Origin of the sequence: Pseudoalteromonas ostreae (assembly GCF_018069805.1) — a bacterium.
Classification (GTDB): domain Bacteria; phylum Pseudomonadota; class Gammaproteobacteria; order Enterobacterales; family Alteromonadaceae; genus Pseudoalteromonas; species Pseudoalteromonas ostreae.
Map to the genome: position 1 here is coordinate 35,246 of NZ_JAGPYN010000025.1, position 23,993 is coordinate 59,238.

At 43.4% G+C, this 23,993-nt stretch carries 10 protein-coding genes; 2 read left to right on the plus strand and 8 right to left on the minus strand.

Features of this window, described 5'->3' with window-relative positions:
* Nucleotides 1–45 precede the first annotated feature (45 nt).
* The 3 genes from J7338_RS17140 to fabB form a co-directional block, all read right to left on the minus strand.
* Nucleotides 46–1,062 (minus strand): aspartate-semialdehyde dehydrogenase, encoded by a 1,017-nt coding sequence (locus J7338_RS17140; protein ID WP_210798158.1) that lies wholly within the window; start codon nt 1,060–1,062, stop codon nt 46–48.
* Between the two features lie 51 nt (nt 1,063–1,113).
* On the minus strand, nt 1,114–2,232 hold the full coding sequence (locus J7338_RS17145; protein WP_210798159.1) for a 4-phosphoerythronate dehydrogenase: 1,119 nt from the start codon (nt 2,230–2,232) through the stop codon (nt 1,114–1,116).
* Nucleotides 2,233–2,343: 111 nt separating this feature from the next.
* Nucleotides 2,344–3,555, minus strand: coding sequence for a beta-ketoacyl-ACP synthase I (gene fabB / locus J7338_RS17150; RefSeq protein ID WP_210798160.1), 1,212 nt, complete (start codon nt 3,553–3,555; stop codon nt 2,344–2,346).
* A 177-nt stretch (nt 3,556–3,732) separates the two neighbouring features.
* Here fabB and mnmC point away from each other — a divergent pair, with 177 nt between their 5' ends.
* The gene (mnmC, locus tag J7338_RS17155) at nt 3,733–5,757 is read left to right on the plus strand and encodes a bifunctional tRNA (5-methylaminomethyl-2-thiouridine)(34)-methyltransferase MnmC2/FAD-dependent 5-carboxymethylaminomethyl-2-thiouridine(34) oxidoreductase MnmC1 (RefSeq protein WP_210798161.1); all 2,025 of its coding nucleotides are present in this window, start codon (nt 3,733–3,735) and stop codon (nt 5,755–5,757) included.
* A 147-nt stretch (nt 5,758–5,904) separates the two neighbouring features.
* On the opposite strand, the gene J7338_RS17160 is transcribed toward mnmC, so the two are convergent.
* The 5 genes from J7338_RS17160 to J7338_RS17180 all read right to left on the minus strand — a co-directional run bounded on the left by J7338_RS17160 (nt 5,905) and on the right by J7338_RS17180 (nt 23,025).
* Complete coding sequence (locus tag J7338_RS17160; protein ID WP_228733021.1) at nt 5,905–19,275, minus strand: tandem-95 repeat protein; 13,371 nt, start codon at nt 19,273–19,275, stop codon at nt 5,905–5,907.
* 198 nt (nt 19,276–19,473) lie between these two features.
* Nucleotides 19,474–20,091 carry a phage tail protein gene (locus J7338_RS17165; protein WP_210798162.1) on the minus strand — a complete coding sequence of 206 codons (618 nt, stop codon included), beginning with the start codon at nt 20,089–20,091 and terminating at the stop codon, nt 19,474–19,476.
* Between the two features lie 118 nt (nt 20,092–20,209).
* Entirely contained in the window at nt 20,210–20,704 is a 495-nt protein-coding gene (locus J7338_RS17170) for a hypothetical protein (RefSeq protein WP_210798163.1), read from the minus strand.
* Nucleotides 20,705–20,841: 137 nt separating this feature from the next.
* Nucleotides 20,842–21,777, minus strand: a complete 936-nt coding sequence (locus J7338_RS17175) for a formyltransferase family protein (RefSeq protein WP_210798164.1) — start codon at nt 21,775–21,777, stop codon at nt 20,842–20,844.
* 9 nt (nt 21,778–21,786) lie between these two features.
* Nucleotides 21,787–23,025 (minus strand): SAM-dependent methyltransferase, encoded by a 1,239-nt coding sequence (locus J7338_RS17180; RefSeq protein ID WP_210798165.1) that lies wholly within the window; start codon nt 23,023–23,025, stop codon nt 21,787–21,789.
* A gap of 446 nt (nt 23,026–23,471) precedes the next feature.
* Here J7338_RS17180 and J7338_RS17185 point away from each other — a divergent pair, with 446 nt between their 5' ends.
* Complete coding sequence (locus J7338_RS17185) at nt 23,472–23,993, plus strand: hypothetical protein (protein ID WP_210798166.1); 522 nt, start codon at nt 23,472–23,474, stop codon at nt 23,991–23,993.

Sequence of the window (23,993 nt, forward strand, 5' to 3'; positions counted from 1 at the left end):
TTAAAAAATAAAAAAGCGACAAACTGCCGCTTTTCTTACTTTTAATTAAAGATAGTTCGCGATTAACTCTTCAGCTATTTGTACGCTGTTCGTTGCGGCCCCTTTACGGGTATTATCACTTACAACCCACATATTTAAACCATGCGGATGTGAGATATCTTGACGTAAGCGCCCTACGTAAACAGTGTCATTACCACTTGCATCTGTAACCGGGGTTGGGTAATCCCCTTCGTCTTCTATAAGTTCAAGCCCTGGCGCGTCATTAAGTAACTGTTTAACATGTTCAAAGTCGTACGGCATACGTGTTTCGATATTAATCGCTTCAGAATGACCAAAAAATACTGGCACGCGTACACATGTTGGATTAACAGCTATCGTTGTGTCACCCAAAATTTTGTGAGTTTCGTTAACCATTTTCATTTCTTCGCGGGTGTAGCCGTTATCTTCAAAAGCATCAATTTGCGGAATAACATTAAACGCCATTTGCTTTGGAAATAATTCACTATCGATTGGGCGAGCATTCATTAGATTAGCCGTTTGTTTAGCAAGCTCATCAACCGCTTGTTTGCCAGCCCCTGATACCGCCTGATAAGTAGATACATTGATACGATCGATACCGTATGCATCATAAATAGGTTTTAATGCCACCATCATTTGAATAGTTGAGCAATTAGGATTAGCAATGATATTGCGATTTCTAAAATCAGCAAGGCTTGCTGCATTTACTTCTGGCACAACCAGTGGTATTTCAAAATCATTTCTAAAGTGCGAAGTGTTATCAATTACTACACATCCTGCATCAGCGGCAATAGGTGCGTATTTTTCTGACACACTGCCACCGGCAGAAAATAAACCAATATGCGCTTGGCTAAAGTCAAACTCTTCAACGTCCTGCACTTCAATAGTTTCACCACGAAACTTAATATCTTCACCTGCGCTGCGACTACTTGCCAATAAAAACAATTGATCAACAGGAAACTTACGATCTTCCAACGTTTCAATAATTTGGCGACCAACAAGGCCTGTAGCGCCAAGTACGGCAACATTATATTTTTGTGACATGTGTATTCCTCGTTTAACAGCCGCCATTGTGGCAGCTGTTTAAATTTTAAGTTATTCGACTACGAAACCAAGCCCTTGCAGCAAAGGCGAATATGCGCCTGCGCCTAGCACTTTTACTGTGCTAAATTCACGCCGAATGGGGTAGTTTTTACGTAAGCTATCAAACCCTTCACTTGCCAAGTTGCATCGTAAAATACCATCATCACGACGCACATCATAAACAAGGTGGATCAACTGACCTAAATCAGCTTCACTAAAAGTTTCTTGTAATGTAACTTGGGTAAGCGCGGGCACTGGTAAAAAATCAGCTAATGCTTTGCCTGTTTGCACACCTTTAAGCTCGCACAACTTTTCATAGAGCATTTGCGTGCCACGTGCTTTACCCTCTAAGGTATGGCCTGCGATATGGACACTGGCATAACGCACAAACTCAAGCAATTCAGTTAATATGGAAGGTTCGTTTTCCCATACATCTAATACCACATCGAGCTTGGCACCACCGCGCATAATTTCCAGTAGAGCATGATTATCAACCACATCGCCGCGACTGGCATTAATCAAAATAGTGCCAGGTTTCAGCGCTGCTAAACGCGCTTTGTTCATTAAATGCAAAGTACTGTGTTTACCGGTCGTTACTAACGGCACATGGAAAGTGACGATATCCGCATTACTCAACAATTCATCAATATCTGTATGCTCGGCTAATTGTCCCGCTTCATACTTAGGTGGATCGCATACCAATACAGTGACATTAAGCGCGGCTAATTTTTCTCGCAAACAGCTACCAATACTACCAACTCCGACAATCCCAATAGTTTTGTGTTCCAAGGTACAGGCATTTTCTTGGCACAGTGCAAACAAGCTACTGATCACATATTCAGCCACAGCAACGGCATTACAACCAGGTGCGCTCGTAAATGCAATATCACGTTGTTTGAGTAAATCAGTATCAATATGATCAACGCCGATTGTCGCCGTACCTACGTAGCATAATTTATTAGCATGTATTAACAATGCTTCATTTACTGAGGTTACCGAGCGAGTTAATAATACATCAACATCAATGAGCTGTTCACTTTGTAATGTACGACCATCAAAACGCGTTACTTCACCAAGATCAGCAAAATATTGCTCAACGAGTGGCATGTTTTGGTCTGCAAGAATTTTCATTAACAAGTCCAGTTGGCACGAAGAGCCGCTATTGTAACGAACATAGCCGACTTTGAAAACGAAAAAGCCGAGCAAGTTGCTCGGCTTCCAAACTAATTAGCTTTAAGTAAATTAGCCTTTGTATTTACTCATTACTAATGTGGCGTTGGTGCCACCAAAACCAAAGCTGTTAGACATAACTGTATTTAGTTCAACGTCTTTACGCTCTGTGACGATGTTTAAGCCTGCCGCTTGCTCATCTAACTCATCAATATTAATTGAAGGCGCAACAAAGCTGTGCTCTAACATCAATAGTGAGAAAATAGCTTCATGCACACCAGCGGCGCCAAGTGCATGACCAGTCATGGCTTTAGTTGCGCTGATCATTGGCGACTTACCACCAAATACTTCTTGAATTGCGCCAAGTTCTTTAACATCACCAACCGGTGTAGATGTACCATGGGTATTTAAGTAATCAATGCTATCTACACCTTGCATTGCCTGACGCATACAGCGTGTAGCACCTTCGCCAGAAGGAGCTACCATGTCATAACCGTCTGAGGTCGCGCCGTAGCCAACTACTTCAGCATAAATATGTGCACCACGGGCAAGCGCATGTTCAAGTTCTTCAACAACAACAATACCGCCACCACCAGAGATAACAAAACCATCGCGGTTAGCATCGTAAGTACGAGACGCTTTTTCAGGCGTGTCGTTATATTTAGTAGAGAGTGCGCCCATTGCGTCAAACTCCATTGCCAATGTCCAGTGAAGTTCTTCACCACCACCTGCAAAAACAACATCTTGCTTGCCTAATTGAATTTGCTCAACTGCGTTGCCTATACAGTGGGCAGAGGTTGCACATGCTGAACTGATTGAATAGTTTACACCTTTAATTTTAAAGGGTGTTGCTAAGCATGCCGATACCGTGCTTGCCATAGTACGCGGAACCATATAAGGGCCTACACGTTTTACTCCTTTTTCACGTAAAATGTCAGCCGCTTCAACCTGCCATTTAGATGAACCACCACCGGAACCAACAATGATACCCGTGCGCTCATTTGATACTTGCTCATCAGACAAACCAGAGTCCGCAACTGCTTGTGCCATTGAGATATACGAATACGCAGCGGCATCGCCCATAAAGCGCATAGCTTTACGATCAACAAACTCTTTAACGTCAATATCAATTTTGCCAGATACGTTACTACGTAATTTATATTCAGCAAATTCTGGGTTAAAAGCGATACCGCTCTTACCTGTTTTTAACGATTCTAATACTTCTTCTTTGTTGTTACCGATGCTTGATACAACACCGATACCCGTAATAACGGCTCTTCTCATGGGTAATTACCTTAGCTTGATACTAAATTGTGTTCTATTTTACGCTGAAACTTACAACTAAGTGGTCAGCTTTCTAGCGTACACTTGTACTCTGAATCCCTAGCTTATAAATAACGCCAGACTATTTCAAAGAAAACACGTAAAATAATGTAAAAAAGTACTCATTAATTGCATGCCATGATTAAAAACGCTGAAATTCACTTTAATAACTTAGGTACACCCATTGCTGACAACTTTAACGATGTCTACTTTTCGAACGACAATGGCCAAGCTGAGTCTGATTATGTGTTCTATCAACAAAATAATATGCCTCATCGATTACAAAATCATGACCGTGCACATTTCGTTATTGCTGAAACAGGTTTTGGTACTGGCCTTAATTTTTTAAATACATGGCAACAATTTAAAAATCACCTAACCAGTAGGCAATGTCATCATCAAGAAGTTCACAACCAAGCACAACAGAGTGTAAAGCGCTTACATTTTATTTCCTTTGAAAAGTATCCGATTAGAACAAAGGAACTGCAAAAGGCATTACAAGTATGGCCAACTTTAGGCCTTTTAAGTAACCAATTACTGGAAAAGTACCCAATAAACTTAGCAGGCTGCCACCGTCTTGAATTTGACAATGGTCAAATTATACTCGATTTATATTTTGGTGATGTGCAAGAATCACTTGCAGCTATTAGCTACCCGCAAACAGGTATTATCGATGCGTGGTATCTAGATGGCTTTGCACCGAGTAAAAACCCCGACATGTGGCAGCCAGCCTTATTTAACTCGATGGTGGATATTTCTCGTAGTAATGCCACGTTTGCAACTTTTACGGTTGCAGGTGTTGTACGCAGAGGGCTTGCTGATGCAGGGTTTGCGGTACAAAAAATAAAAGGTCATGGCAAAAAAAATGAGATGCTGATTGGTCATTTAGCCAGTACTAACCAAGCACAATCGGCGCCTCCCTATCTGGCTCATCAACAAAGTTCACTTAAAAACGTCGCTGTCATTGGCGGAGGAATAGCCAGCAGTGCTATTTTATATAGCTTGGCGAAACGTGGGCTTAACAGCCAACTTTTTTGCCAAGATCCGCAACTCGCGATGGGCGCATCTCATAATGTGCAAGGTGCAGTTTACCCGCACTTACAGGCAAAAAACTCCCCGCACAGTGAGCTTTTTGCGCACAGTTTTTTATATGCAAAACGACTTTATCAGCAACTCACTGAAAATGGCTTTCACTATGATCATCAATGGTGTGGCGTATTACAACACGCGATCAAACAACCCTTAATTGAGCGCCATCAAAATATTGAACATAAACAGCTGTGGCCAAATGAACTCATGCACGGCGTAACGCCTGAGCAAGGTGATGCAATTGCCGGTGTAAGTACAGGCTACTCTGGCGTATATTTCCCGTTAGGTGGATGGGTTAACCCACCACAATTAGTGAGCGCTCTGTTCCAACAAGCCCATAAACTCAAACCAATTAAAAGCCATTTTAATTGTGATATCGAACAACTTGAGAAAACCCCGCAAGGCTGGCTGCTATTGTGCCAAGGGCAACAGTTTGGCCCATTTAGTGACGTTATTGTATGTGCTGGTGAGCACAGCGACCGTTTTGTACAAACTCAGGCTCTGCCAATTGTTGGCGTGCGTGGTCAAGTATCCCATGTACAAGCAAGCCCTGCATCACGTAAACTAAAAACCGTGCTATGTCATAAAGGCTACTTTACTCCTGCTTATTTAGACCATCACTGTATGGGCGCAACATTTGAGAAAAACTCAAAAAGCCGCGCAGTCAAAGACCAAGACAATCAAACAAATCGCGAGCAACTGCTTCACTTTTATGGACAAACCGACTTTGCCAGTAGTCTAGGTGAGATCACGGCAGCTAAAGCCGCTGTACGTTGTAGTTTTATTGATCACCTCCCTATGGCCGGAGAATGGCCGCAGCAAAGTGATTATATGCAAGCGTTTGCCAATTTACGCGTAGGAAAACGTTATCAGTATCAAGCTTTACAAAAGCCACAACAAGGCTTGCATCTATTAACTGGATTTGGTGCTCGAGGCTTGTGCAGTGCGCCTTTGTGTGCAGAGCATTTAATTGCTGCACTTAACGATGAACCACTACCACTGAGTGAACGAGTAAGCCAATCTATTCACCCTGCTCGCTTTATTGTTCGTGATTTAATTCGAAATAAAATTTAACTTAACAAAAATAGAAACGGGGAAGCTAGGCCGAGACTTTGCAGTGGTTGCTGATAAGATCCGTGTACTAGCGAGTAAACCTATCATTAAATATAAAAACGGCTAACTTAAAGAAGCTAGCCGTTTTTATTTATTCTTTAACTACTCCTAAAATTGATACTGAAATCCTAGCGCCCATTCATTCACATCATTTTCTTTTAACTTATAATGGCTGTAGTTAATTGAAACATCTGTATTTTTAAGCACTGGATAAGCTAGCTGACCGCCAAAGTAAGGGCGTGTATGGGTGTCATTATATGTAATTTTTTGCCCCGTAGATGAGCGACTATCAATTGAATAATGATAATAAAACGCGCCAACAAAAACTTTACTCTTAGCTTGCCCTAACTGCGGGAGTACGTAAGCGGCCTGTATCGCAGGCCCTTGCGATAATACTGGCACTATTTGTGATATATCCAATTGCGCGTTACGTGGATCAAGCGTATCTCCGACAAAGGTCATAGTACCTTCACCTAAATTGATATAGCGTACGCCAAATTGCCAGTTAGTCGCTAAAGAATAAATTCCGCCTATTGACCAACTAATATCAGTATCATCATATTCAGTATTCGCTAATTCGACAGATTGATGAGCTGTGGTCGAGCCTGCAACAGCCGCATAACCAATCGTGCCATCTATAGACCATTCACCTGCTAATACCGGCTGGCTGACTACCGCAGCCGAAGCCAATAAAGCCCATGGCGTTAATTTTGATTGGCGACGTATAAAAACCAAACCAATCATTAATAACACCATTGTGCTGCCTAAACTTCCCGATGAGCTATTTTTAACTGTTGTGGTTGTATAAGCTTTTACGGTCACTTTTACTTCTCCTTTAGCTTCAGCACCTTTACTATCAGCCACTGTATACTCAATAAAGTCAACACCTTCAAAACCGGCTTTGGGTTGGTAATTCAATGTGCCATCGTCATTTATAGTGACTGTTCCTTGCGTAGCTTTCGCGCTTATTAAACTAAGTACGTCGCCATCAGCATCACTATCATTGGCGAGCACATCAATAACAATTTGCGTGCGGTCGTTGGTGCTTGCAGTATCACCAATCGTTGTTGGTGCGCTGTTCACAACCACACTAACAGTCGCTGTACCAAAAGCTGTTCCACCTTTACCATCAGACACACTATAGTTGATTGTTGCAGTACCAATAAAATCAAGTAATGGTTGATAGCGAAGTTGATTATTAACGATTGCTACCTCACCAAAATCAACACTTGCACTAGTGAGTGTCAGTACATCATTATCTGCATCGCTATCATTACTAAGCACATCAATAACAATACTCTTACCAAGTGCAATAGTCACTTTATCTGATTGTGTAATAGGCGCGCTGTTATTACTGCTCATAACACTAACGCCGCCAGGATCAACAATTTGGCCATTCGCTACGCCATCGGCATCATTGATACCACCATCCGTTATGCGTAATTGCACACACCAGTCACCTTCTTTAAGCCCTTCTTCCCACAGCTGACTATTGGGGGAAGGGCAATAGCCTTGCTCTCCTTGCGTTGAATAGAGCTTATCGCCATTGCTTGTATTAAAGTCAATCCACTCATTATTGATAAGCTTTCTATAAATCGCCCCCGCTGGGATTGGCATTCTTTGCGGAAGCACTATGTGGTAGTTATCACCTTTTTGCTCCATGGCAGTTACTATAAAGCTAAAATAGCCACCAGCGTTTTTCATACCTGGATCTTCAGGCAATTCATTTTCAAACAATTGTGCTGCGCCACTGCTATTTTGCATGCTTGATAATGCTTTTCTTAAACATGCTCCCGCATCCCCTTCAACAAGGAACTGTGCTGACTCGTTTACTTGCTCAGGTAAGACATTACATTCATTAATGTTATCTAAGTAATCAGGTATTCCATCGCGATCCTTATCTTGTAGACCTTCGATATTGTCTGGGATCAAGTCATTATCAGTATCAGCAGTTGTTAACTGCGGTAACTGAGCGACCACTTCCACATAACTGGTCACCGTCGTTGACAGGCTATCCACAGCATCATCTGTTGCGGTTACTGTTATTTCATAAATACCGATATCTAGTTCAGCTGTAGAGAACACAAATGTATCAGCCGTATCATCTAGATCAACAATCCGCTCATCCGCAGCTTGCCAACTAAACGAAATACTATCTCCAGGGTTATTATCTGTTGCCAACGCTGTAATTGTTACGAGATCGTCACTGGCTAAAACAAATGGTCGCGGCTGATTGTTTTGCTCAGTAACCGTTACTAAGCTTGGTGCTATATTACTCTCTGAAATAGTCATAATATTAGAGGCTTGCGCGCCAGTATTAAGGCTATCGTCAAGCGTTATAATAATTGTTTCATCCGCTTCAATCTCACTATCTACAAAGACTCTAAAGTTAATTTCACCAACGAGACCTCGCTCAATAACCACTTCACCAGTAACTAAATCATGATCATCTGATGTTGCGGTTCCAGATACGCTGTAAGGCACAGTGACAGGGTAACTTGCCGCTGGCCCATTCAAGTAAACCCGTGTGATATAATTTTTATCTTCAGCAACAACTTTATTTTTGCCTAACGATATTTGCGGGTTAACCATTACTTGCTGGCTAGCCGTTGTGGTTTTGCCATTACTGTCTGTTGCTTGCCAATACACTTGGTGTACACCTGGCGTAAACAACATACTTTGATTGACTGTCGCGACAGGTAGTGGGTTTTGCTCGCTATCAAATGCGCGAGCTGTACCTAACTTCACTCGAGTAAACAACCCTGTTGCATTAACATTCACATCAACTGGAGGTGTAATGGTTGGTGCACCTAATTGGCTATCAGTAAAGTTAATATAAGCAACCCCTGTACTTTGAGCTTGCGCTGGGTCGGCAATAATGTACACAACTTTAATCGTACCTTGAGTGCTTGCGCTAAATTGATAGACAAGCTGCTGATCAACAATACTCACTGTGCCCACTGATGCCTTGGCACCAATAATTGTTATTGAATCACCATCAACGTCAGTGTCATTGGCTAATACATCAAGTATATAACGACCGCTCTCTGCTCTCGCTAAGTCAAAGGTATCTTCCACAGCGACCGGTTCATCGTTTACTGATTCAACAGTAATTGATGCTGTAGCAATAGCTGAATTTGCTTTACCATCAGTTACTAAATAACTAAAGCTATCACTACCATGATAATCAGCTTGTGGCTGATAGCTAAATACCGTTCCTTGCACCGTTAAGCTACCAAACTGCGGTTGAGTAACCACTTCTATAACTAAATTGTCGTTATCACTATCGCTAACTTGAGCACTGATACTGAGGTTATTATCTTCTTTAACACGCATAACCATGTCATTAGCAACAGGCGGCGCGTTCACATACGTTACATCAATACTAAATGAGTTAAGTGTACTGCTTAATTGCCCATCGCTTACAGTGATTAAAATATTACTATATAGACCAACGTCATCTCGTGTCGGTATACCACTTAATGTACCACTTGTGCTATCAAACGTTGCCCAACTCGGCTTATTCGCTATCGTCAATGATAAACTGGTATTATCAATATCTGACACAATTGGCGTAAATGAGTAACCTGTATCTTGGGCGATAGATGTTGCAGGTGAACCGCTGATTGTTGGTGCATCGTTTACATTAACTACTGTCAGTGTAAATGGGGTTAAACTTTGGCTTGCAACCCCATCCGTTACACTCATCGTAATGTCTGCATAACTTCCCACATCAGCATTACTTGGTCTGCCTGATAGCTGCCCTGTGGTGGTATCAAAACTCAGCCAACTTGGCTTATTTTCAATACTGAAGCTGAGGTTATCGCCATCATTATCTGTTGCTAGTGGGACAAAGCTATATAAGTCATTTTCATTAACCGCTAAGCTTGGTACTCCTGTAATCACTGGCAAATCGTTAATACTATTAATCGTTACTGACACTGTGCTTGGTGCTGAATCAAGTAATCCATCATTCGCTATATAGCTGAACTGATCGTCACCAAAATAATTTGCATTGCCTTGATAAGTAACTTGCTCACCTGAGATAATCGCAGTGCCATGAGCTGGCTGACTAGCGATTATGTACCTTAATGTATCACCATCAACATCACTACCGATTAAATTAATGACGACCGGTGTGTCTTCATCAGTCACGCTGGTTTGTACACTTACAATTGGCGCATCATTAACTGCGGTGATAACTAACGATACCTGCGTTGATGTTGAATCTAGTTGCCCATCATTGACAACAAAACTAAAGCCATCACTGCCGTTATAGTTAGCGTTTGGCGTATATAACCAACTATCATTACTTTGCTGTACAAGCGAGCCATGTAATGTGCCTTCATCAAGACGATAGCTTAGATCATCATTCTCAATATCTAAGCCAACCAAGGTGATCAACACGCTATTATCTTCTGCAAGTATCAAACTTTGCGGAACACCTAAAGGTGCATCATTAACGGGATCCACTGTCATAGTGACAGTTGCAAGGTTAGACACCGCGCCGTTGCTGTCTTTAACTGTGTAAGTAAAGCTGTCGCCACCAAAGTAATCTGCATTGGCGGTGTAAATTACAGCCCCTGTAGCAATTACTTGAGTTTGCCCGTTGCTTGGTGCATTGACAACCATCACACTGCTCACATCTAAGCTGTCGCCGATATCGACATCACTGTCGTTACCCAGTACGTTGACTTCAAATGAACCTTCTTCTTGCAGTTGTGCGGTGTTATCTAGCGCCACTGGTGCGTCATTCACGGCATTAATGGTCAGTGTGACGGTCGCTGGGGTTGAGCTTAAGCCTTCGCTATCTGTTAATATATAGGTGAAACTAAATACCCCATTCACATCTTGGCTTGGCACGATAGCTAAACTACCATCGAGGTTAACACTGACTGTCGCAAAGTCGTACATGCCCGCCCCCGTGCCTTGGTTTTCAAGGCTTACGTTGGCAGCATTAAAGCCACTGTCTTCTACGTCTGAGTCGTTCGCTAAAATAGCTAACGTCGTTGCGGTATCTTCATCAGTCGCCACTGCATCATCAGCGACAACTGGACGGTCATTCACCGCACCTATATTTACCGTAACGGTTCCTGGCAGTGACACACCGCCTTCGCTGTCGGTAATGGTGTACGTGAAACTGTCTTGCCCTGTAACGTTCGCATCTGGGGTATACACTAAGGTGCCTGCGGCTTGGTCAAACACCACTTGCCCTGAGCTTGGCGCTCTGACTAAGTTAATCGAGCCCGTTGGGATAGTGTCTTCCACATCACTGGCCAGTGAACGCACATTGGTCACTGCTGATGCGGTGTCTTCATCCACGCTTAAGCTGATAGCTTGTACCTCAGGTAGGTCGTTCACTGGGGTAATGGTGACTGTCACTGTCGCCGCTGTTGAGGTATTCAATGCCGCATCCTTTACCGTATAAGTAAAGGTGTCTGTCCCCGTTACATTGCTATTCGGTGTATACGTAGCAATGCCGTTGGTGATACTTACCGTGCCTTTACTCGCGGGTAATACGATGGCCGCTGAAGCGACCACTAGGTCATCTTCTGCATCACTGTCATTCGCTACCAAGCTAAAGTTCACTGGCGTGTCTTCTGCGGTGGTGGCACTGTCATCCATGGCAACCGGTGCATCAGCAACTGGCGCGACCGTTAGTGTTACTGTCTGTACCGCCGATAACGCACCTGCGCTATCACTAACTTGGAAGGTGAAGCTGTCGCCGTGGTTTTCACTGCCGTCATGTTGATAACTAAAGCTACCATCACTGTTTAAGCTGACACTACCAAATTGTGGTTGACTGACCAGCTCTGCGCTGAGTGTGTCGCCTGCATCATCATCGCTGGCGTTACTTAATAACCCGTTTGCAAGTGCCACGGTTAAAGTCGCGGCTTCATCGAGATTAAAGGCAAAGTTTTGCCCTACCGGCGCATCATTGGTGTTGGTTACCTCTAATGTAAATGGCGTTAAACTGGCGCTATCTGTGCCATCGTTAACACTGATAGTAATAGCCGCGTAGCTGCCCACATCCTCGTTCTGTGGTGTGCCCGCTAATTCGCCCGTGCTGGTGTCAAAGCTTGCCCAGCTTGGCTTATTAATGATGCTAAAGGTATGGGTATCTTGCGTATCGCTGTCTGTAAGGGTGGGTATAAAACTATATGCTGCATCTTCAGCTGTAGTTGTACTTGGTGAACCACTTAACACCGGTACGACGTTGTATTTTTTAGTTACTGTGGCAGTTACTGCTGCGCTGGCATTGCCTGCGGTGTCTGTAACTATTGCTGAGAACGTTAACACTCCCTCTGCCAATGTTGTAACATCGATACCTGTAATTTGCTGCGTAACAGCACTAATAGTTGCGTTACCAGTAACAGAATTACTGCCATCACTTATCTGGTAACTAAGCGAACCACTTCCTTCAAGCCCAGTAAAACTAACACTCATTGCAGATTCGTTATCCGCATTAATTAAGCTTTGATCAACGCTAACTGCATGCCCGGTTGGGGTGGTATTATCTAAAGTAATTGAGCTGGTCGCCGCTGGTGAAGTATTCCCTGCGGTGTCAGTTTGCGTTACCGATACTGTTAAGGTGCCATTATTAAGTGCACTTATATCTAATTCATTACCGTTAAGCGTCCAATTACCACTTGAATCTGCAGTGGTGGTTTTAGATATACCATCAACATTTACTGTAACTGTTGCACCTGACTCTGCGCCAGATCCTTGCACTAGCACATCGTTATCTTCAACAGCATTAACTTTGCCGTCGCCTTCAATTGGCGTAGTAATCGTCAATGTATTCGGCGCTTGATTATCCAACGTAATTACTGTGGTCGCCGTAGTCGAGGTGTTACCCGCCGCATCACTTTGTGTAGCGCTGACGGTGAGCGTGCCATTATTAAAGCTGCTGACATCAAATTCACTACCACTGATAGTCCATGCCCCTGAGCCATCAGCCGTTACGGTACGTGATAAGTTATTCGAGCCATCGCTGATGGTCACACTGACACTGGCATTGGCTTCCGCCCCTGAGCCAACAATTAACACATCCGCATCTTCTGCGGCATTAACTTTACCATCGCCCTCAATCGGGGTGGTGATAGTCACTGCACTCGGTGCTGCGTTATCTAAAATAACTGAGGTGCTGGCTGCACTTGACGTGTTACCCGCTGTGTCCGATTGTGTAGCGTTAACGGTAAGCGTGCCATCATTGAAGCTACTGACATCAAACTCGTTGCCACTGATAGTCCATGCCCCTGAGCCATCAGCTGTCACAGTACGTGATAAGTTATTCGCGCCATCGCTGATAGTCACATTAACTGAAGCGCCAGAGTCAGCACCGCTGCCTTGTATAAGCACATGTGCATCTTCCACAGCATTGATCCGACCATCTACTTCAATCGGGGTGGTAATACTCGGTGCACTCACGTTAATGTCAATGGTTATTGTAGTACTCATACCATTGGTAATATTACCAGCAGAGTCTGTCGCGCGTGCCACAATGCTATGCGAACCACTCGTCATTGCTGTGCCTACTGTGATACTCCACACTCCACCACTAACTACGGCACTGCCTATTGAGCCATCAACACTTGAAATAAGGGTAATGGTGTCACCTGTGGTGCCTGTCCCCGTAAAGGTCGGGGTTGTATCGTTTGTAATATTATCTGTGTTAGAAGTACCGCTATCACTTGCTGCTGACAGATCAGGAATACTCGGTGCGATCGGCGCAACAGTGTCTATCGTTACAGTCAACGCACTTGAGCTACTACTAACATTACTTGCAGAGTCTGTCGCTTTAGCTGAAATTGCATGTGCTACACCTGCGGTTAATGCATTTGTGGTGATCTGCCAACTTCCTCCAGTCGCAGTGCCAGTACCAATAACCGTTGCACCACCGCCAACCTGATCACTGTACAAAGTGACGGTAGAACCGCTTTCTGCGGTCCCACTTAGAGTCGGTGTTGTATCATTGGTAATATTGTCAGTACTGGATGGGCCGCTATCAGAGGCGGCTTCTAAGTCAGGTGTTGATGGTGCATCTGGTGCCACATCATCTGTCACTGTGATGGTAAAGGCTTCTTGGAAAGTAGCCGTGCTATCGGAAGTTTGTACACAAATATCATAACTACCAGGCGATGTTGACGCCTGTGTTTGTAAATTACTACCTGAGAATTGAAAGCTGCCATTGCCAGTGCTGGCCGAGCAACTGCCACCATCACTGCTATTTTCTGATACCAAGCTATATGTGTGATTATCTGCACTATCAACATCTGTTGTACTAGCGCTTGCTATGGTAGTTGACGCGCCAGTTGCCGATTGATTCACCGTTGTCGCGGACAATGTAATATCTGTTGGTGCATCATTTTGTGCGGTAACGTTAATGACGGCTTGGTTGGTGCCTGTACTATTGGTCGTACCATCATTGAAAGTAAAATCTAAAGTCACTGTAGAGGCTGGGTCTTCTGAGCTATTACCATAGCCAATTGACTGGATAACCGAGTCAACAATCGCTGAGGTTGCACTGCTATTAAAGGCTAGTACCAAAGTACCCGATGAGTTAGTGGTCACTGTGCCCACTGAAGTGCCATTATAGGTAAACGTATTACCTTGCGTTAATGTGCCTAATAGTAACCGATTACTAAATACGTCTTCACTATTAGCCCCTCCATTGCGTGCAATCGTTAAGGTTGCTCCATCATAATTACCATTGCCCCCGTTGAGAGCATCTAGCTCCGTATCAGCAACCGTGGCATCAGTATCAATGCCTACCACACTGCCATTTTCTACAAAGGTAGCACCACCATTTAAACTACTAAATACAGGCGCTGCATTAGGCGAAATAAACGTAATAAGCGTATCGCTACCAGAGTCCTCAACGGTAAATGCCAAGTTATTGCCTGGGCTGTTAGTGAGTGTTATAGACACCTCTGGGCTGGCAAAAGTCGTCGCATCGGTATCCACCTCAAGTGTACCCGCACCATTAAATCGTACATTACTGGTAGTAAGACCATTAATATTGGTCACTGTAATCTTATCGCCAATGGCAAGATCAGTAATCGTGTCACCATTTAAGTCACTCTCAGCGCCGACAAAGTTGTCGTTGCCATCGTTACCTGTCATGGTATCAGTACCAGCACCAGGGCGAATCGTATCAGCCCCGCTACCACCAATAATAGTATCTGAGCCATCTAAATCTGTTGCGGTTATTTGCAACACGTCACTCACAAAGGCGGATGCATCTATAGATAGCGCCGCACTGATTGCACTGCCTGTTACATTCGTTACAGAGACTGTTTGCCCATCAGCGCTAAAGTTATCTGTTAAGGTGATTGTTGCGGTGCTATCCGTGCCTAACGCAACCCCTTCAATCGAAGACACTGTAGAGCCTGCAAAATTAAAGGTTCCACCATCCATCAATTTGAGTACTTCAGTACCGCCACTACCACTCATCGTGCTTGAAAAGTCACTTAAATTTGCTGCGTCAATCGCCACCGTAGCGCCACTACTTAAACTGAGTGACCCAATATTAAAGAACCCACCACCTGTGACATCAGCGCCATCACTGGCCGACACCACATCTGCAACGGAGGCTTCACCACTTAAAGTGCCCGTATAAGTATTGCCACCAATGGCAAAAGTAACCGCATCCGTGGTTGAGGTAGCACTAACGCTGGTGCCAGAGTTTGTAATTGTGACAGTACGCGTATTAGTTGAATCATCGCCAATATTGTAACTTTCAATTTCACTGAGCGTTGTAAAATCGCCATCTCCGGTGAGGTTTATGGTCTCAGAACCTGCCGCGGTAATGGTTCCCGTAAAGCCACTATGCTGACTGACGGTCATAGACACAGACGCACCAGAGGCGAGCATTAAATTAGCGACATTGCTAATTGAGGCACTGGCAATACTAGCACCTGTACTCATAGACAAGGTGTCAGCAACAGTGTTTTCACCTGTGATTGTGCCCGTATAGGTTAATGTGCCAATATCAAACGTAATAGCATCCGTGGCCGAGCTACTCGTCACTGAGTGCCCAGCACCACTTATCGTCACTGTTCTGGTGTTTGTGCTGTCATCACCAAGGGTATAGTTTTCAATCGCTGATACGGTAGAGAAATTCCCGTCACCCGAAATGGTAATAGTCTCCGTCCCACTACCTGATACTGTGCCTGAAAAACCTGCAAGTTGCGTTGCGGCTAACGTTGCACTACCGCCACTTGCTAAGGTTAAGTTTTCAAAGCCACTAAGCGTGGCTGCTGACACATCTCCACCCGTACTAACCGTTAACGTATCCGTACCACTGCCCGCTGATAACGTGCCCGTCGCTGACAATGTACCTGCATTAATCGTATCATCGCCCGTACTACCCGTAACATTCTGCCCCGTAGCACCGAGCGTAAAGGTATTCGCAGTCGACAAAATATAGTTTTCAATTGCAGAGTCACCCGTTAAACCATCTGTGGTCGATGCAATAGTAATGGTTTCGGTGCCTGATGCAGTTACTGTTGAGAAGCTATCGTGCTGCGCCTCAGTCATCGTCACACTGGCACCACTGGCAAGCGTAAGCGATTCAAATGTAGAAATCGTTGCACCACTAATATTGGCACCAGAGCTGGCTTGCAATGTATCTGTTCCCGTGCCACCACTTAAAGTCCCAGTGGTAGTAAGCGCACTAACATTCACAGTATCGTCACCCGTACTGCCAGTTACATTTTGTGCTGCACCTGCTAGTGTAAAACTCATTGCCGCACCTAGCACATAGGTTTCAATATCGGCATCACCTGTTAGCGATTGATCGCCATTCGCACTGGCTATGGTAAATTGGTTATCGCCCGTGCCATTAATAGTACTAAAGCTTTCATGCTGTGATTCGCTTAACGTTAATGCACCATCGTTGTCTGGTGTGAGCGTCTCAAAATTAGTCAAACTTGTTAGGCTAGTCAAATCAACATTATCCACAGCAAATAATGTGTCTGTACCATTTCCACCATCCGCTGTTGACCCTGTAGCATGGCTTGTGTTGGTAATAGCCAATGTTTCGTTGTCGTCGGTAAAGGTAATCGCAGGTGATAAATTAGTACCGTTTGTGGTGTTAAAGCCAGCGGCGGTGCTATTGGCTGAAGTAACATTACTGACGCTAATCGTCGCCGTGCGACTAGTGCTATTTGCAGTACCGTCGTTTATCACAACCGTTACTGTTCTCGCTGTCTCATTGGGTGAGCTAGATGTGTTGTTATAGCTGATGTTCTGTAGGAAAGTCTGTACTTCAGCAGCCGATGCCGTTGCCCCAGTCACAGAGATGGTATCTTGTAATGTAATGTCTGACGAACCTGAAATACCCGTTAACGCGTCTTGTGCTGCTGCGGTTACATTAAGCCCTTCCGACGCACCATCTTGGTCATTGCTCAAACTCACCGTAATGGTAGTGATAGTATCCCCATCAGATTCCGTAACCGCCGCACTTGAGGCAATATTTAAAGCACCACTGCCCTCAGTAAACGACACGCTATTATCATTACCGCCAGTGCCTGAGTTCAAATCCACATCTGGAATAGTATTGGCTGTAGAGAAATTAAACGTCGTATCGCCACTTATTCCGGTAAAGCTATTACCTGCACTGTCGTCTACTGCTGTTGCATCAACTCTAATCGCATAACTACGGTTACCTATCAAATTGCTAGTGGGGTTGAGATAAATTTTATCATTTGTAATACCAATACGCCCTGCGCTTGGCGTTGTTGTTGTGCCATCACTTTCTGATGCAACATCAAATACCTCAAAATCGCTGCTATCAGTAACATTACGGATGGTGATATTACCCGTACCCAGTGCAATATTTTCACTAAAGTCAATTACGATATCATTGCTTGCTGTTACGTTAGTGTCATTATCATTAGGCGTTGAGCTTGCGCCATCAAATGTGGGGGCTGTCGTGTCGATTGTAAATGAGGTAATAGTAAGAGGGGAGTTTGAATTACCAGCGGCATCCGTTACGGTAATCGTACAATTACTATATGTGCCTGCCGCCAGTGCTGAACTATTATCCGTATCCGTAAGGGTAATAGTCTGATTACCCGTACTGTTGATAGTTGTTGAAGTTGAAGAACCACAACTACCACCGACTACAAATGTGCCAGTCTCTGTGGTACTAAACGTATAACTCGGTGTAATATCGTTTGTTGGCGTTGTAACTGCAGTTACCTCTGCTACCCCTGGTGCTGTGGTGTCAATTGTGACACTGAGGCTCGATGAACTGCTGCTAACATTACTACTCCCATCAGTTGCCTTAGCACTAATAGCATGCGTAGTAGCACTCAACGCGCTTGTGGTAATTTGCCAATTTCCACCCGTGGCCGTACCCGAGCCTATTGACGTTGCGCCACCGTTAACCTGATCGCTATATAATGTGACAGTAGAGCCGCTTTCTGCAGTACCACTTAAAGTTAAAGTTGTATCGTTGGTAATATTATCTGTATTGGATGAGCCGGTATCAGATGCAGCATCTAAATCTGGTGTAGACGGCGCGTTTGGCGCAACGTTATCATTCACCGTAATCGAAAATGTTTTTTGAAAAGTTGTTGTACTATCATTGGTTTGTACACAAACGTTATAACTACCTGCTGATAATGCAGATTGAGTTTGAAAAGTTGTGTTAGAAATTGAAAAGCTGCCATTGTTGTCATCACCCGAAGCGGTACAGGTGCCATTCGCACTTGCGCCATTAGTCACTAAACTATATGTATGACTATCACCGCCATCGGAGTCTGTGGTAGAAAGCGTGCCGACTGATGCAGAAGCTCCTGTAGCAGACTGATTAATCGAAGTTGCACTAAGGGAAATATCCGTAGGTGCAGAGTTGGTCACAGGTGTTATAGTAACGGTATTGAATGCAAATCGACCATCATAATTATTGTTTGATGTATCCTGAAACTTAAATACCACTCTATCAATGTTATCCCACCCAGCTCCACTAAATTCTGACCCGTCACTCATCGAAAATGTGCTATTTCCTGTTCCTGCGGGAATATCTATCGTTGCAGTAACCGATGCACTTGATGTGTTATCGTCATAACCTTCAATGATTAGTTGATGCCCTTGTGAAGCACCCGGTGAACTCGTAGAGGTATTTCGTAATATAACAAAAGAATCTAAGCTAAAATTGTTGCTGTTACTTGCAGTATAAAAAACATAACCAATTACTGTTGAACTTGGCGATGCATTAACATAGGTGTTTGAATATGCCCCCAAACCATTACTAATGCCCATTCCAGTGTTATCACTTGTATATGAAGTCGAGGTCCCTGCATCAAACAAATATTCAATGGAGTTTGAGGTATAGCTGACATTAGCCTGACCCGATATACTAGATTGATTCACATAGTCTACATCTAGGGCATAAACAGAAAAACTAGAGACAAGCGTAGAGATTGAACTGACACGTCTCAGAATACTTCCGATTTTACTTAACCGCATGATTTCACTCCAAATAACACACTTATTAGCTTTAAGCTTCACTGGTGATCTACCAGAATTCATTGGTTATTTGCCTCGTAAATAACCTTTCGTGGGCAAACAAATTTGACAAAAGTAGAGTAACTTTGGTCAGTACTTGCTCACTGTAAAAACAGGCTCAGTCAACATAAGCGACCAAACCTGCTTAAAACTGAACAATTAACTGCGCGCTGGGTAAATACCATTCAATACTATCTGCCAGTTCACTACTTCTATGGGGTTAAGAATACTAAAACTCTGCGATGAACCAGTATCTCCAATTGCCACGGTCCCACCTGAACTACCACCATCAACAATCAGACCCGCTATATTAGTTAAAGTAGGTGCAGGCGCAAATCCCCCTTGCTTGTAGTACATTTGATTTGATGAATTTGCCGCAAGATAGGTTGATGAGTCTGGTGTATCAGCATTAGCGGCGTTGGTGGCTGCTTGCAGCATACCAGTCACAGAATCCCCCCCATTTGGCACAAACTGTGCGGCGTGAGTGTGAGTTGGGAGATTTGATAAGTTCAATGCTATTCTTTCTGCACCAAGCTTAAACCCTAAGTTATAGTCCATACCTCCTGGCATTGCCCCCTTGCCTACTGGGCTACGCCCTCTTAAATCAGGTAAGCCAAAAGTCGTTCTTGCATCTCCACCAAAGTTATTACCCAATAGCGAAAACAGTGCTGTATTTTCACTAATTGCTTGCAGTTGACCGTAGCAAAGCGCTAAACGCTCTATTGCAAAGGTTCCGCCAAATGGTACCATGGTGCCAATATATGCATCTGTAGCCATATCTAATCCTCTTTGTTTGCGTTCTTTCGTGACTTGCGGACTTCAACACTACTCTCGTGCCACTCATTCATTACTTGTCATATACATCTGCGTTGTCATACAGCATTTAATCTTCAATTCAATTAGGCTGAGGCTCTTCTTCTGATTGTTCTGCAAATGGATCCGCAGAAAAAGCAGGTGGAATAAATAACTCTGGTATTGAAACTTGGCGAATACTGCCAACGGATGTTTTGTTGCAACAAACTGTACCTAGGTCATTGATGCTTATTTCTAATGATGGAGATTCATCAGAAGTAGGAAAGCGCCAATAAAGCTCAGTAGTTTTATAACGGATCAATGCCATTTGCTCACATTGATCAAAGTCATCTTGTTGCTCACAAAATTTTTCGTGATAACTATCTAGTTTTTGTTTACCTAAAAACATCACCACCATCCCCCCCATTCCAGGGACGTCAATTACCCCAGACTCACCCGTACCTACGGTTAATTCACCACTCCCTTCTAGCTTTGAAACAACCTGACCTGCCTCTTTATTTGGCAATGCACCGTTGTTGTATGGGTATATCGCTATGTCATAACCATATCGATTAGTCACATTAATATTTATCTTCATTTGCCATCTCACATCTGAAGTTATGTTTTAAACACTGTTTGACCCTAAAGCCGATAACACCCACACACATCTATTTATCGCCCCAGAAAAAACACTGCTCCCGAATAAACTTAAGTTTTAAACATCCAAACACACTGCTAAAAGTCTTTCTGTACTAACGACAGGCCTGCCTCTAAACCAAATAACACCGCAAATCGATAGCCATCAAACACTCCTTGTTGCGTGCCAATAACATCGAGACGTAATGCGCCATCAACAGTTTTAATCACGAGTCCATTTTGCCTATCGACTTCAATGACCATGCCTGCTTGTACGCCGGTTAGAGCGTTATCTACAACGCTTGCTTGCAACAATTGAAATGCCTCACTACGGAACTGAAATAGTGCGCATCCTGAGTCAACATTACCCGCACGAGCCATATTGACAACTTGCTTGCCCGTTTGCTTTTGCCAATTGACTATAAGCTGCTGTTGCTCTACCTGTGGCGCGCTCTTACTGCCGCTTCCTTCTTTCTTACGCCATTTTATTTCTTGTTTTTCATCTAGTTGACAGTATTTTTCAACTAACCTTGGTAGAGCCTGTGCAACTTTGTACTGCACACAGTTCATGGTATCGAAGGGATGAATCTCTATCTCAACATCTGCCGCAATATTGCCACAATCAACCGACTCGGTTACTTGGTGTAAGGTTAAAGCGGTTGTGTTTTCACCATTTCTCAACTGCCAATACAATGGGAAAGGCCCTTTATAATCGGGCAATGGACTGGGATGAATGTTGACAAGGTGACCTGAAAAATACTGGATTAATGCAGGGCGAATTTTGTGCCTGAACAGATAAATTAAACCTCGGTTAACCGCCAACCTATCTAGCTGTGAGATCAAACCTTTCTCATCAGAGCGTTCAAAAGCAAGCGTTTTTATACCACTTTGCTGCAACCAATGTTGTAACTGCATCAAGTCATGGTTGGGCTGTGTATCTACCAATACAACACAAGCTAGTTGAGCACTTTGCTGCAAATACTGAATGGCTGGTAAGCTTTGGCAACTACCTGTAAAAAAAGCGTACTTCTGCATATTCTGCTCCTACACTTTTACTGGCACAAAGCCAGGTAGGCCGCTTAGCTGATAATAAAACTGCACGGTGTCACCGCTATTGGCAACAAAGTGAGTGTGCTCAATATCACGAGGCTTTGTATCAATATAAAAAGTCATATCGGGTTTAGGGTGGGTGATCCCAGAGTCATACTGCCCAACACCTTCTTTGGCGAACGTGTCGATATGTGCGTAAATGGCTAAGATACGTTTGCTCATATCTTCAATACCTTTTGGCAATGTGATCTGGCTGGCTGGAATAACCTTAACGCCGCCTTGTAATTCCAGCTCTTGCATATTAAGCAAAGTCGATTTGTTAATGCTTAATATCTCACCTAGCTCAACGCGGTCTTGTTGTGCACTGGCATCCATATTCAAAGAGTGGCTGTACTCTGCGTCTTTCCACTGTTGATTAAACTCATTTTCCCCAATCACCATCATGCCCCTAACCGAAACATTTTGTGGGATCATCCAGCCGTCTATTTTTAAAAACTGCACTAGATGCTTGGCAATACTCAGTTGACCTTCTTTAGTAAAGCCATGCTGCATTGCTTCAAGTACGAGCAAGTCTATCGATTCATTTGGCTGATACGTTGTCGCATCCGATTGCTCAATACGCAAAATATAATCATCAAGTTGCAAGTCTTTCACGAGTTGTTTGAGCGCCAAAATAGCGCCGGGGTGAACATCCAACAAAATGACCTGGATCTGCTCTTTAGTATATTTTTCAGTATCTTTGTAATAACTCAGTAAGGGCAATAATAATGGCGCAAAAGGCCCACATGCAGGGTATAAAATGGTGATTGAAGGTGAGTGTTTTAGTTTACTTTGTATCGCTTGATCAACTCCCCTTGCATAACCTTGAATGCGATAAACATCCTTTATGGTGTGTTTACAGTTATAAGGAGACATAATTAAGCCAGATGCTGACACATATTGCCGCGTTAACTGCTCTTGGCTGAGCTGCGCCAATGCCATTGATTGTACAGCTTGATCGTACATAGCTTCGAAAGCGCAAACTAACTGAAGGTGTTCAACTTGAGTGTTACTCAATACCAACGTCATCGCATCCACAAAACTTTTTTGCAAAAGTAACTGACGCTGGCCTGTTGTTAATTTAGCTTTCAAAAGAGACTCAAGCTGAGTCCGTATCGAATGCTTTAATAACTCATCAACTTGGGGATCCGCGTATTGCAAACTTGCTGTAGGTTGTGAACTTTGCGCTTCCATACTGAAATGTCCCTTTGAAATCAAATTATCATGCTAAATTCCACCGAGGAATTAATACTATATTCAGTTTCTAAGGTTAACCGATAAAAAATAGAACGCAAATTTTGTTACGTATTATTTAGATAACGCAAAATCAACACAAACTATCGAGAAAAATCAACAAATATTTGACTATAAATTATATACGAGGGAATGTTAGGTATGAGGAAATGTTAGCATAACTCTCCCTATAAAAAATATTACACGTTATTACACTGCATAGTTTTTATTCTTACAAATAACTACAGAATTGATTTCACTTAGCTTTATAATGGGCTCATGTTTATATTGCACAATTTGAGGGCTATTCGCCCAAAATTGATTTATTAACACTAGCTAAACTTAATTAGAATAGAGTGCTATATTATTGCAAGCAACAATTGTTGTAGCTAAATACGAGAAGTGATATGGATATTGAGATTGAGATTGAGATTGAAAAAATTCTCGCCTTTCTTACTGATATAGGTATACAGCATCGCTATACTACTTTAAACGAAAAGACTTTTTTGCCGGGAATTAAAGTTGTACAGGGCACTTTACTACTTGATTTAGAAAAAGGCCTCACCCCTGGCGACATTCTCCATGAAGCAGGTCATATTGCAGTAACCTCAGAGACAACCAGAACCAATTTAACCGGCGATATGAAAAACCATGATCACCAAGCCGCTGAAGAAATGACCGCGATTGCATGGTCGTGGGCCGCAGCCTGTCACCTAAATATTGCACCCGATGTTTTATTTCATCAACACGGTTATAAAGGCAGCTCAGCTAGCTTAATAACCGCTTTTAGCAATAACACTGGCTTTGGCTATCCACTATTGTATTCATGGTTTATGTGCGAACAACCAGATCACCCTAACGGTTATCCGAACATGTTAAGGTGGCTTAGAAATGACGCTTACACCCAAGCTCAACTAAAAAAATTATAA